Origin of the sequence: Pantoea osteomyelitidis (assembly GCF_044342975.1) — a bacterium.
Taxonomy (GTDB): Bacteria; Pseudomonadota; Gammaproteobacteria; order Enterobacterales; family Enterobacteriaceae; genus Pantoea; species Pantoea osteomyelitidis.
This window is the reverse complement of the sequence record NZ_JBGFSN010000008.1, coordinates 1-12,504: the sequence shown is the minus strand read 5'-3', so window position 1 is coordinate 12,504 and position 12,504 is coordinate 1. Positions and strand designations below refer to the sequence as shown.

The 12,504-nt window shown below is 55.2% G+C and carries 15 protein-coding genes; 13 read left to right on the top strand and 2 right to left on the bottom strand.

Annotated features, from left to right (window positions below; all coding sequences use genetic code 11):
- Positions 1-14: 14 nt before the first annotated feature.
- Positions 15-1,919, bottom strand: a complete 1,905-nt coding sequence (locus tag ABU178_RS16845; RefSeq protein WP_397216998.1) for an ABC transporter ATP-binding protein — start codon at positions 1,917-1,919, stop codon at positions 15-17.
- 123 nt (positions 1,920-2,042) lie between these two features.
- Here ABU178_RS16845 and kefG point away from each other — a divergent pair, with 123 nt between their 5' ends.
- The 4 genes from kefG (at position 2,043) to slyD (ending at position 5,418) form a co-directional block, all read left to right on the top strand.
- Complete coding sequence (gene kefG, locus ABU178_RS16840) at positions 2,043-2,594, top strand: glutathione-regulated potassium-efflux system ancillary protein KefG (protein ID WP_397216996.1); 552 nt, start codon at positions 2,043-2,045, stop codon at positions 2,592-2,594.
- Entirely contained in the window at positions 2,594-4,396 is a 1,803-nt protein-coding gene (gene kefB, locus ABU178_RS16835; protein ID WP_397216994.1) for a glutathione-regulated potassium-efflux system protein KefB, read from the top strand. Before kefG ends, kefB begins: the two co-directional genes overlap by 1 nt.
- A 76-nt stretch (positions 4,397-4,472) precedes the next feature.
- Positions 4,473-4,667, top strand: a complete 195-nt coding sequence (locus tag ABU178_RS16830) for a YheV family putative zinc ribbon protein (RefSeq protein WP_397216992.1) — start codon at positions 4,473-4,475, stop codon at positions 4,665-4,667.
- Positions 4,668-4,863: 196 nt separating this feature from the next.
- Positions 4,864-5,418 (top strand): peptidylprolyl isomerase, encoded by a 555-nt coding sequence (gene slyD, locus ABU178_RS16825; protein WP_397216990.1) that lies wholly within the window; start codon positions 4,864-4,866, stop codon positions 5,416-5,418.
- A gap of 109 nt (positions 5,419-5,527) precedes the next feature.
- Here the strand turns inward: slyD and ABU178_RS16820 are convergent, their stop codons facing one another.
- On the bottom strand, positions 5,528-5,746 hold the full coding sequence (locus tag ABU178_RS16820; protein WP_397216988.1) for a SlyX family protein: 219 nt from the start codon (positions 5,744-5,746) through the stop codon (positions 5,528-5,530).
- A gap of 269 nt (positions 5,747-6,015) precedes the next feature.
- Between ABU178_RS16820 and fkpA the strand changes: the two genes are divergently transcribed.
- From fkpA to ABU178_RS16775, 9 genes are all read left to right on the top strand, one after another.
- Positions 6,016-6,840 (top strand): FKBP-type peptidyl-prolyl cis-trans isomerase, encoded by an 825-nt coding sequence (fkpA, locus tag ABU178_RS16815; protein ID WP_397216986.1) that lies wholly within the window; start codon positions 6,016-6,018, stop codon positions 6,838-6,840.
- A 164-nt stretch (positions 6,841-7,004) separates the two neighbouring features.
- Positions 7,005-7,727, top strand: a complete 723-nt coding sequence (locus ABU178_RS16810) for a transcriptional regulator (protein WP_397216984.1) — start codon at positions 7,005-7,007, stop codon at positions 7,725-7,727.
- Positions 7,727-8,113, top strand: coding sequence for a sulfurtransferase complex subunit TusD (gene tusD / locus ABU178_RS16805; RefSeq protein WP_397216982.1), 387 nt, complete (start codon positions 7,727-7,729; stop codon positions 8,111-8,113). The genes ABU178_RS16810 and tusD overlap by 1 nt, the downstream gene beginning before the upstream one ends.
- Positions 8,113-8,472 (top strand): sulfurtransferase complex subunit TusC, encoded by a 360-nt coding sequence (gene tusC, locus ABU178_RS16800; RefSeq protein WP_397216980.1) that lies wholly within the window; start codon positions 8,113-8,115, stop codon positions 8,470-8,472. The genes tusD and tusC overlap by 1 nt, the downstream gene beginning before the upstream one ends.
- Positions 8,473-8,481: 9 nt before the next feature.
- Entirely contained in the window at positions 8,482-8,769 is a 288-nt protein-coding gene (gene tusB / locus ABU178_RS16795) for a sulfurtransferase complex subunit TusB (protein WP_397216978.1), read from the top strand.
- Between the two features lie 124 nt (positions 8,770-8,893).
- Positions 8,894-9,268, top strand: coding sequence for a 30S ribosomal protein S12 (rpsL, locus tag ABU178_RS16790; protein WP_003852912.1), 375 nt, complete (start codon positions 8,894-8,896; stop codon positions 9,266-9,268).
- Positions 9,269-9,364: 96 nt separating this feature from the next.
- Positions 9,365-9,835: a 30S ribosomal protein S7 gene (rpsG, locus tag ABU178_RS16785; RefSeq protein ID WP_397216975.1), complete on the top strand. Its 471-nt coding sequence runs from the start codon at positions 9,365-9,367 to the stop codon at positions 9,833-9,835.
- 93 nt (positions 9,836-9,928) lie between these two features.
- Positions 9,929-12,043 (top strand): elongation factor G, encoded by a 2,115-nt coding sequence (fusA, locus tag ABU178_RS16780; RefSeq protein ID WP_397216974.1) that lies wholly within the window; start codon positions 9,929-9,931, stop codon positions 12,041-12,043.
- A gap of 69 nt (positions 12,044-12,112) precedes the next feature.
- Positions 12,113-12,504 (top strand): GTP-binding protein (locus tag ABU178_RS16775; protein ID WP_397216972.1); only part of this gene is annotated, 392 nt, incomplete at its 3' end.

The window sequence follows — 12,504 nt, the reverse complement described above, 5'->3', positions numbered from 1 at the left end:
AAAGGTAAAATCGATTACTCGGCGATCATATTTTCCAGCTGCTCTTGCGCATCCAGCCAGGCCATTTCCACTTCTTCCAGCGCCGATTTGCTTTCCGCCTGACGCTGCAATGCCAGAGTCAGATCCGCTTTGCGGCTCGGATCGTAGATGGCGCTCTCGGCAAGTTGGTTCTCCGCTTCGGTCAACTGCGTCTGCCACTTCGTCATCTGCTTCTCCAGCTTTTCGATCTGCTTGCGCAGCGGCTGGGTCTGAGCGCGCAGTTCAGCGTCGCGTCGCTTCTGATCTTTACGCGCCTGTGCGCTGTTGCCGTTATCCGACTTCGGTGCGGCGTCCTGCTGGGCTTGCTGTTTCTGCAAATCGATCAGCCACTGCTGGTAATCTTCCAGGTCGCCTTCGAACATATCCACTTTGCCGTCGTGTACCAAATAGAGGTCGTCGGTGGTGGCACGCAGCAGGTGGCGATCGTGCGAAACCACCACCAGCGCGCCTTCGAAATCGATCAGCGCTTCGGTCAGCGCCTGCCGCATATCGAGGTCGAGATGGTTGGTGGGTTCATCAAGCAGCAGCAGGTTCGGGCGCTGCCAGACGATAAGCGCCAGCACCAGACGCGCTTTTTCGCCGCCGGAAAAACGTTCGGTATTTTCACTGACCTTGTCGCCCTGGAAACCAAAGCCGCCAAGGTAATCGCGCAGCTGCTGTTCCAGCACCTTAGGTGCCAGGCGCGCCAGATGCTGCAATGGCGACTCGTCAGCCCGCAGGAATTCCAGCTGATGCTGGGCGAAATAACCGAGCTTGATGCCTTTCGCCAGACCGATTTCGCCATCGAGCGGCGTTAATTCGCCCGCCAGCAGCTTGATCAGCGTCGACTTACCCGCGCCGTTACGCCCCAGCAGTCCGATGCGCGAACCCGGCACCAGGTTCAGCTTGATGGCGTCAAGAATCACGCGATCGCCATAGCCTGCAGTGACCTTCTCCATTTTTAGCAGCGGATTAGGCAGGCTCTCCGGCGGACGAAAGCTAAAGCTGAAGGGATTATCAACGTGCGCTGGCGCGATCAGCTCCATACGCTCCAGCATTTTAATGCGGCTCTGCGCCTGCTTCGCCTTGGAGGCTTTGGCGCGGAAACGATCGATATAACTTTGCAGGTGCGCCACTTTCTCCTGCTGATGCTCATATAACGACTGCTGCTGCGCCAGCTTAGCTACGCGCTGACGCTCAAAGGAGCTGTAGTTGCCGGTATATTCAAACATCGTTTGCTGCTCGATGTGCAGAATCTTATCCACTACCGGATCGAGGAAATCGCGATCGTGGGAAATCAGGATCAGCGTGCCCGGATAGTTTTTCAGCCAGCGCTCCAGCCAGATCACCGCATCCAGATCGAGATGGTTGGTGGGTTCATCAAGCAGCAGCAGATCGGAGCGGCAGATCAGCGCCTGCGCCAGGTTAAGACGCATTCGCCAGCCGCCGGAGAAATCGCTCACCGGACGCAGCAGCTGCTCCTGAGCGAAGCCGAGGCCGTGCAGCAGACTCGAGGCGCGCGCCTGGATGCTCCAGGCCTGTATGGCGTCCAGCTTGCCATGCAGCAGCGCAATGGTATTGCCGTCGTTGCGCGCGTTAGCCTGCTCAAGTTCTGCCTCAAGTTGACGATACTCACGGTCGCCGTCGATAACATAATCAAGCGCAGGCTTACCGAGCGCAGGCGTCTCCTGATTGACCCACGCCAGCGCCCAGTTGCCGGGGAAAGTTGCGCTGCCGGCATCGCTGCTGATCTCACCTTTTAACAGGGAAAGCAGCGTTGATTTGCCGCAGCCGTTTTTGCCCACCAGGCCGACTTTCTGGCCGGGATTAATGGTTGCGCTGGCATTATCCAGCAGAACCCGGGTACCGCGTCGAATTTGTAACGAGGAAAAGACAATCATAAGCGCCGTATCGTCAGAATATGTTAATTTATCGGCAACATAATGAGATGAACATTCGTTGCGTCGTGCATGGTAGCGGAAATCCCGCGCTGTGACGACGATTTGACGATCCAGAGGAGAACGATGTCGCAGCCGCCAAAAGTTTTGCTACTTTACGCCCACCCGGAATCACAGGATTCCATCGCCAATCGGGTTTTGCTGCAGCCTGCTCAGCAACTTGAGCATGTCACGGTGCATGATCTTTATGCGCATTATCCTGACTTTTTTATCGACATTCATCATGAACAGCAGCTGCTGCGTGAGCATCAGGTGGTGGTGTTTCAACATCCGCTGTATACCTACAGCTGCCCGGCGCTGCTGAAAGAGTGGCTGGATCGCGTGCTGTCGCGCGGCTTCGCCAGCGGCGTGGGCGGCAATGCGCTGGAAGGCAAATACTGGCGCAGCGTAGTCACCACCGGCGAGCCGGAGACCGCTTATCATGAAGATGGCCTTAACCGTTATCCCATGAGTGAGATCATGCGCCCCTTCGAACTGACGGCGCAAATGTGTCGGATGCACTGGATGACGCCGATGATTATCTATTGGGCGCGCCGACAGACGCCGGAGATGATGAAGCACGTTGCCCGTGCCTATGGCGACTGGCTGGCGACGCCGCTGCCCAACGGAGGCCTGTAATGGAAGGACCATCCCTGCTTACCGCCGGCGTGATCTACCTGTTTGCCGCAGTGCTGGTAGTGCCGGTCGCCGCGCGGCTCGGTATCGGCGCAGTGCTGGGCTACCTGCTGGCCGGTATCGCCATCGGTCCCTGGGGCCTGGGCTTTATCAGCGATGTGGCAGAGATTCTTCACTTTTCCGAGCTTGGCGTGGTGTTCCTGATGTTTATCATCGGTCTGGAACTGAACCCCTCCAAACTCTGGTCGCTGCGACGCTCTATTTTCGGCGTGGGCGCCGCACAGGTGATTTTTTCTGCCGCCGTACTGGGCGTTTTGCTCTGGCTGACCGATTTTGAATGGCAGGCCGCAGTCATCGGCGGCATCGGTCTGGCGATGTCTTCTACCGCCATGGCGTTGCAGCTGATGCGCGATAAAGGCATGAACCGCAGCGAGGCGGGCCAGCTCGGCTTCTCGGTGCTGCTGTTCCAGGATCTGGCGGTTATTCCCGCACTGGCGCTGGTGCCGCTGCTGGCGGGCAGCGACAATGGCAGCGTCGACTGGATGAAACTCGGCATGAAGGTGCTGGCCTTTGCCGGTATGCTGATTGGTGGACGCTATCTGCTGCGACCCATCTTCCGCTATATCGCCGCCTCCGGCGTGCGCGAGGTGTTTACCGCCGCCGCGCTGCTGCTGGTGCTGGGTTCCGCGCTGTTTATGGATGCGCTGGGCCTCTCGATGGCGTTGGGAACCTTTATCGCCGGTATCCTGCTGGCAGAAAGCGAGTATCGCCACGAGCTGGAAGTCGCTATCGATCCCTTCAAAGGTTTGCTGCTCGGGCTGTTCTTTATCTCTGTGGGCATGGCGCTGAATCTTGGCGTGCTTTACACCCATATCGTGGCGATTCTGCTCGGCGTGCTGATTCTGGTGGCGATAAAAAGCCTGGCGCTTTATCTGCTGGGGCGCATTTACGGCCTGCGCAGCTCCGAGCGATTGCAGTTTTCTGGCGTGCTGAGTCAGGGCGGGGAGTTCGCTTTTGTGCTCTTTTCCGCTGCCTCCTCCGCCAAACTTTTTTCCGGCGATCAGCTGCCGTTGCTGTTGGTCACCGTCACGCTGTCGATGATGACCACGCCGCTGCTGATGCAGGGAGTTGACAGAATTCTCGCTCGTCGCTTTAACGAGCCGGACGATGAAGGCGAGAAGCCCTTTGTCGATGACGACCAGCCGCAGGTGATCGTGGTCGGCTTTGGCCGCTTCGGCCAGGTGGTTGGCCGTTTGCTGATGGCGAACAACAAGCGCATCACCGTGCTGGAGCGTGATATCAGCGCCGTGAGCCTGATGCGTAAATATGGCTACAAGGTTTACTATGGCGATGCCACCGAGCTTGAGCTGCTGCGCGCGGCCGGTGCGGCCAGCGCCCAGTCTATCGTGATTACCTGTAACGATCCGGAAGACTCAATGACCATTGTGCACCTCTGTCAGCAACATTTTCCTCAGCTGCAGATTCTGGCGCGGGCGCGTGGTCGTGTGGAAGCGCATGAGCTGCTGCAGGCGGGCGTGACGCAGTTCTCGCGTGAAACCTTCTCCAGCGCGCTGGAGTTAGGCCGCAAGGCGCTGATGACGCTGGGTATGCACCCGCATCAGGCGCAGCGCGCCCAGCTGCATTTTCGCCGGCTCGATATGCGCATGCTGCGCGAGCTGATGCCGAACCATGCCGACAGCGCGCAGATTTCGCGCGTACGCGAGGCGCGACGGGAGCTGGAGGATATCTTCCAGCGTGAAATGCAGCAGGAGAAGCGCCAGTTCGATGGCTGGGACGATCAGTAGTAGGGGAAAAAGCGATCGTTCCACTGTCAGCTAAACTTAGCTAATCCGATCTGAAACAGAACGGGCGGGAAACAACATGCGTAAACGTTTTATTGCCGGTGCGGTGTGCCCGCACTGTCAGGAAAAAGACACGCTGGCGATGTGGCGTGAAAACAATGTCGATGTCGTAGAGTGCGTGAAGTGCGGTCACCAGATGCGTGAAGCCGATAAGCAAGTACGCGATCAGGTTCGTAATCAGGAGCAAGTGATAGGGATTTTTCATCCTGAGTAGCGTAATAGCTCAGCTTTTTTTAAGCTTAAACTTACAGCGGGATTGAATTCCGTTACAATCGGCGCAATTAACGCTGGGGCAATGAAAAGCGCAGTTGCGTTTTTATCCCTGGTTTTGAACCTTTCTGGTTGGTGTTATTGCACGCAAAAATAGACCAATGGGACGGGATCGCAGTTCTCAACGGTTAGGAGATATCATGAAAGTAGCTAAAGACCTGGTGGTTAGCCTGGCCTATCAGGTACGTACAGAAGACGGTGTGTTGGTTGACGAGTCACCGGTGAGTGCACCGTTGGACTATCTGCACGGTCATGGTTCCCTGATTTCTGGTCTGGAAAAAGCGCTGGAAAATCATGTAGTCGGCGACAAGTTTGACGTGCATATCCCGGCAAACGAAGCCTACGGTCAGTACGACGATAATCTGGTTCAGCGCGTGCCTAAAGATGTCTTTATGGGCGTGGACGAACTGCAGGTTGGTATGCGTTTCCTGGCGGAAACCGATCAGGGTCCGGTACCGGTAGAAATTACCGAAGTGGAAGATGAGCACGTTGTGGTTGACGGCAACCACATGCTGGCGGGCCAGAACCTGAACTTCAACGTGGAAGTTGTTGCGATTCGCGAAGCCACGCCGGAAGAACTGGCTCATGGACACGTACATGGCGAACATGGCCATCATCACGATCACGACCATGATCACGACCATGACCATGGTCAGGGTGGTTGCGGCACCGGCGGCTGCGGCTGCAGTCACTAACATCGCTTTGCAATGATAAAGGCCACCTTCCGGGTGGCCTTTTGCTTTTCTGGCGCTCGCTTCAAAGCGTGCGCGAGCATGCAGCCGCAGTGCCGCTACTTTGGACTGATCAATAGTGCGGCGGCGGCGTCTCCTCCGCCTGCGACGCCACCATCGACGGCGCGGCGCCCTTAAGCTTGCTCACCATCAGGCGCATCTGCTCCCGCATTTTGCTCAGTTCCAGCTCATGCTGGGTCACCGTCTGGTTCAGCTGGTCGATGGTCAGTTCCTGGAATGCGACCTTGCTCTCAAGGGCTTCCAGCCGTTTCTCCCACTCTGAATATTGCATAGCTTCTCCTTCTGTTACGGTGCCTGTTCAGGCGTGATTTTACGACCTGCCGCCGCAGAATCACCTGATTTTTTCATTCATCGTCACCGTCCCGCTTGAAAACAGGCGAGACGACATCATCTCTGATGAAACTTCCTGATGCAAAAAAGGTCGGAGGTTAACCGGGTAATTACATTGTGGTAGTGTTCGCCACCGCCACGTACAGTTATAGTGTGGGCCTTTAGTCCGCAATAATTCCCGAGGTTAGAGGCTTCGGTTTTGGAGAAAGGATGAAATCACTGTTTAAAGTCACATTGTTAGCTACCACTATGGCCGTTGCGCTCAGCGCTCCGCTGGCAATGGCGGCAGAGCCGACAGCAGCACCGACTGCTGCGCCTCAGGCTCAGGCACCGAAAAACGCTGCGTTCAATAATGAAGATCAGCAGTCTGCTTACGCGTTAGGTGCTTCGCTGGGTCGCTACATGGACAATTCCCTGAAGGAGCAGGAAAAACTGGGCATCAAACTGGACAAACAGCAGCTGATCGCTGGCGTGCAGGATGCGTTTGCTGGCAAGAGCAAGCTCTCTGATCAAGAGATTGAGCAGACGCTGCAGGCATTCGAAGGTCGCGTAAAAGGCGCAGCACAGGCCAAGATGGAAAAAGACGCTAAAGAAAACGCGGATAAAGGCGATGCCTATGCCACAAAATTCGCCAAAGAGAGCGGCGTGAAGAAAACTGACAGCGGCCTGCTGTACAAAGTTGAGAAAGAGGGCAGCGGCGACGCGCCGAAAGACAGCGATACCGTGGTAGTTAACTACAAAGGTACGCTGATCGACGGCACCGAGTTTGATAACTCCTATACGCGCGGCGAACCGCTCTCTTTCCGTCTGGATGGCGTGATCCCGGGCTGGACTGAAGGCCTGAAGCACGTTAAGAAAGGCGGCAAAATCAAGTTGGTGATCCCGCCGCAGCTGGCCTATGGCAAAAACGGCGTGCCGGGCATCCCTGCCAACTCTACGCTGGTATTCGACGTTGAGCTGCTGGACATCAAGCCAGCGCCGAAAGCGGATGACAAGGCGCAGGCGCCTGCCGCTGCCGGGCAAAAAGCTCAGTAAGCTTTTCACCGCCGCTGCGAAGCGGCGGTTTCATTTCAGCACGATGACAAAGCTCTGGCATAAGCGGCCGACATTTGCCAGACTAGCGCCTGCATAACTATCCAAATATTGAGTCTGCCCTGCAGCGCTGTGACAGGCTCCAGCCATTTAGGGTGATGTCTTCGATGTCTAATCCATTCAATCCCGGTGAACTGACCGACTTCGATTTGCTCGAACAGCGTCCGTTCGAACAAGCCGATTACGATATTCTGAAGTCCTACGAGGCCGTCGTGGATGGCCTGGCGATGCTGATCGGTTCACATTGTGAGATCGTGTTGCATTCGCTGGAAGATTTAAAATGCTCTGCGGTGCGTATCGCCAACGGCGAACATACCGGGCGTAAAGTCGGTTCGCCGATAACCGATCTGGCGCTGCGTATGCTGCATGATATGCACGGCGCGGACAGCAATGTCTCCAAAGCCTATTTTACCCGCGCCAAAAGCGGCGTGCTGATGAAGTCGGTGACCATTGCGATTCGCAACCGCCAGCAGCGGGTGATCGGCTTGCTCTGCATCAACATGAACCTTGACGTGCCGTTTTCGCAAATCATGTCCACCTTTATGCCGCCTGAAATGCAGCAGGTGGATTCCAACGTCAACTTTGCCAGCTCGGTCGAAGATCTGGTGACGCAAACGCTGGAATTTACCATCGAAGAGGTGAGCGCCGACCGCAACGTCTCAAACAATGCGAAGAATCGTCAGGTGGTGCTCAACCTTTATGAAAAAGGCATTTTCGATATCAAAGACGCCATCAACCAGGTTGCCGATCGCCTGAACATCTCCAAGCACACCGTGTACCTCTATATTCGCCAGTTCAAAAATGGTGATTTCCAGGGGCAGGAGCGCTGATGCGTTATACCCTGCTGGTTACCGGCCCTGCCTACGGAACGCAGCAGGCCAGCAGCGCGCTGCTGTTTGCGCGTGCGCTGCTGGCGGCGGGTCATCAGCTGGAGAGCGTGTTTTTTTACCGGGAAGGGGTGCTGAATGCGAATCAGCTTACCGCGCCAGCCAGTGACGAGGTCGATTTAGTGCGCGCATGGCAGGCGCTGCGGCAGGAGCAGGGCGTGGTGCTGAATGTTTGCGTTGCCGCGGCGCTGCGGCGCGGCGTTACCGATCCGCAGGAAGCAACCCGATTGCAGCTGGCGGGCAGCAACCTGCAGCCCGGTTTTGAACTCAGCGGACTGGGCGCGCTGGCGGACGCGGCGCTCAGCTGCGATCGACTGGTGCAATTTTGATGAATCGCGTTGCCTTTGTGTTTACCCACGCGCCGCACGGCACCAGCGCCGGGCGAGAAGGACTTGACGCCGCGCTGGCGACGGCCGCGCTGAGCGAGAGCATCGGGCTGTTTTTTATCGGCGATGGGGTGTTGCAGTTAACCAGCCAGCAACAGCCGGAGCGCATTCTGGCACGCAACTACATCGCCACGTTTGGCGTGCTGCCGTTGTATGACATTGAGCAGTGCTACCTTTGTCATGATTCGCTGAAGGCGCGCGGTCTGGCGGCTGAGGCGGCGCGCGTGCTTGATGTGGAAGTGCTGGAACCGGACGCGCTGCGCCAGCGGCTGGCTGAATTTGACCGCATTATCACTTTCTGAGAACCACAGATGCTACATACTCTGATGCATTCCCCCTGGCAGTGCGATATCGAAACGCTGCTTCGCATGCTAAATCCGGAGGATGACCTGCTGTTATTGCAGGATGGCGTTTTGGGCGCCCTGGCGGGCAGCGCAATGCTGGAAAGGCTGCTTTCCGCGCCCGCCACGCTGTGGGTATTGCTGGAAGATGTTGAAGCGCGAGGATTATCTGCACAAATTTCAGCCAAAGTGTCATCGCTGGACTATACTGGATTCGTTGCCCTAACCGCAAAACATCAGCAGCAAATAACCTGGTAATCGCGTAAATCCTGGTTATTTCTTGACACCTTTTTAGCACAGCCCTAAAATTCTGCGTCCTCGTAGTAATACGAGGCGATTTATTACGTGTTTACGAAGCAAAAGCTAAACCAGGAGCTATTTAATGGCAACAGTTAACCAGCTGGTTCGCAAACCACGCGTACGCAAAGTTGCAAAGAGCAACGTGCCTGCGCTGGAAGCCTGCCCGCAAAAACGTGGTGTTTGTACTCGTGTGTACACCACCACCCCGAAAAAACCGAACTCAGCACTGCGTAAAGTTTGCCGTGTTCGTCTGACCAACGGTTTTGAAGTTACCTCCTACATCGGTGGTGAAGGTCATAACCTGCAGGAACACTCCGTGATCCTGATCCGTGGCGGTCGTGTTAAAGACCTGCCAGGTGTGCGTTACCACACCGTTCGTGGCGCGCTGGACTGCTCAGGTGTTAAAGACCGTAAGCAAGCCCGCTCCAAATACGGCGTGAAGAAGCCAAAGGCTTAATGGTTCTCCGTTAAGTAAGGCCAAACGTTTTAACATAAATGTCAAAATAAACTCGTAGAGTTTTGGACAATCCTGAATTATCAACGGAGTATTTCCATGCCACGTCGTCGCGTCATTGGTCAACGTAAAATCCTGCCGGATCCTAAGTTCGGATCTGAGCTGCTGGCCAAATTTGTAAATATCCTGATGGTAGATGGTAAAAAATCTACTGCTGAAGCAATCGTATATACCGCGCTGGAGACCCTGGCTCAGCGTTCTGGTAAATCTGAACTGGAAGCTTTCGAAGTAGCCCTCGAAAACGTGCGTCCGACTGTTGAAGTTAAGTCTCGCCGTGTTGGTGGTTCTACTTATCAGGTGCCAGTTGAAGTCCGTCCGGTTCGTCGTAATGCCCTGGCAATGCGTTGGATCGTAGAAGCTGCTCGTAAACGCGGTGATAAATCTATGGCTCTGCGCCTGGCGAACGAACTTTCTGATGCTGCGGAAAACAAAGGTACCGCAGTGAAGAAACGTGAAGACGTTCACCGTATGGCAGAAGCCAACAAGGCGTTCGCTCACTACCGCTGGTAATAGCCACGTAGTAGTTGTTAAACCAGCGGGCGCTCAAACAGCCAACCCGCTGGGTTCGACTAACTTTGAACGTCCGAGAATCAGAGGAATCAAATGGCTCGTACAACACCCATTGCGCGCTACCGTAACATCGGTATCAGCGCACACATTGACGCCGGTAAAACCACTACCACCGAGCGTATCCTGTTCTACACCGGTGTTAACCATAAAATCGGTGAAGTACACGATGGCGCAGCAACCATGGACTGGATGGCGCAGGAGCAGGAGCGTGGTATTACCATCACTTCTGCGGCGACCACCGCGTTCTGGTCAGGTATGGCTAAGCAGTTTGAGCCGCACCGCATCAACATCATCGACACCCCGGGACACGTTGACTTCACCATCGAAGTAGAACGTTCCATGCGCGTGCTCGATGGCGCAGTAATGGTTTACTGTGCAGTAGGTGGCGTGCAGCCGCAGTCTGAGACCGTATGGCGTCAGGCCAATAAATACAAAGTTCCGCGTATTGCGTTCGTTAACAAAATGGACCGCATGGGCGCGAACTTCCTGAAAGTTGTTGGTCAGATTAAAGAGCGTCTGGGCGCAACTCCGGTTCCGCTGCAGTTGGCAATCGGCGCTGAAGAGAACTTCACCGGCGTTGTTGACCTGATCAAAATGAAGGCCATCAACTGGAACGATGCTGATCAGGGTACTACCTTCGTTTACGAAGATATCCCGGCTGAGATGGAAGAATTGGCTGAAGAATGGCGCCAGAATCTGATCGAATCCGCAGCTGAAGCATCTGAAGAGCTGATGGAGAAGTATTTGGGCGGCGAAGAGCTGACCGAAGAAGAGATCAAGAAAGCGCTGCGTCTGCGCGTACTGAACAACGAGATCATCCTCGTGACCTGTGGTTCTGCATTTAAGAACAAAGGTGTTCAGGCGATGCTGGATGCTGTGGTTGAGTACCTGCCGGCACCGACTGACGTTCCTGCGATCAACGGTATGCTGGACGACGGCAAAGATACTCCTGCTGAGCGTCATGCTGATGACAGCGAGCCGTTCTCTGCGCTGGCGTTCAAAATTGCGAACGACCCGTTCGTAGGTAACCTGACCTTCTTCCGCGTGTACTCTGGCGTGGTTAACTCAGGCGATACCGTACTGAACTCTGTAAAATCTGCACGCGAGCGTTTCGGTCGTATTGTTCAGATGCACGCGAACAAACGTGAAGAGATTAGCGAAGTTCGCGCAGGCGACATCGCTGCGGCAATCGGTCTGAAAGATGTGATCACCGGTGATACCCTGTGTGATCCTGCTAAACCGATTATCCTTGAGCGTATGGAATTCCCGGAGCCGGTAATTTCTATCGCCGTTGAGCCGAAAACCAAAGCTGACCAGGAAAAAATGGGTCTGGCTCTGGGCCGTCTGGCGAAAGAAGACCCGTCATTCCGCGTATGGACTGACGAAGAGTCTAACCAGACCATCATCGCCGGTATGGGTGAGCTGCACCTCGACATCATCGTTGACCGTATGAAGCGTGAATTCAACGTTGAAGCGAACGTCGGTAAACCGCAGGTTGCTTATCGTGAAGCGATTCGCACTAAAGTTACCGATATCGAAGGTAAACACGCCAAGCAGTCTGGTGGTCGTGGTCAGTACGGTCATGTTGTTATCGACATGTACCCGCTGGAGCCGGGCTCGAATCCGAAAGGCTACGAGTTCGTCAACGACATCAAAGGCGGTGTGATTCCTGGCGAATACATCCCGGCCGTTGACAAAGGTATCCAGGAGCAGCTGAAATCAGGTCCGCTGGCTGGCTATCCGGTAGTTGATCTGGGCGTTCGTCTGCACTTTGGTTCTTACCATGACGTCGACTCCTCAGAACTGGCGTTTAAACTGGCTGCTTCTATCGCGTTCAAAGACGGCTTTAAGAAAGCCCATCCGGTACTGCTTGAGCCGATCATGAAGGTTGAAGTAGAGACGCCGGAAGAGAACACGGGTGACGTTATCGGTGACCTTAGCCGTCGCCGTGGTATGCTCAAAGGGCAGGAATCCAACGCTACCGGCGTTCAGATTCACGCTGAAGTGCCGCTGTCTGAAATGTTCGGATACGCGACCCAGTTGCGTTCTCTGACCAAAGGCCGTGCTTCTTACTCCATGGAGTTCCTGAAGTACGATGATGCGCCGAACAACGTCGCTCAGGCCGTTATTGAAGCTCGTGGCAAATAAGGCTACGGTTTAAAATAGTGAACAGATGCCTTCATCAATGATGAAGGCATAACAGTAAGGATTATCGCCATGGCGAAAGAGCAATTTCAACGTAACAAACTGCACGTAAACGTGGGCACCATCGGTCACGTTGACCACGGTAAAACCACCCTGACTGCAGCAATCACCACCGTTCTGTCCAAGAAATACGGTGGCCAGGCTCGTGCGTTCGATCAGATCGATAACGCGCCGGAAGAGAAGGCTCGTGGTATCACCATCAACACTTCTCACGTTGAGTATGAAACCCCGACCCGTCACTACGCGCACGTTGACTGCCCGGGCCACGCCGACTATGTGAAAAACATGATCACCGGTGCTGCTCAGATGGACGGCGCTATCCTGGTTGTTGCTGCGACTGACGGCCCGATGCCGCAGACCCGTGAGCACATCCTGCTGGGTCGTCAGGTAGGCGTTCCGTACAT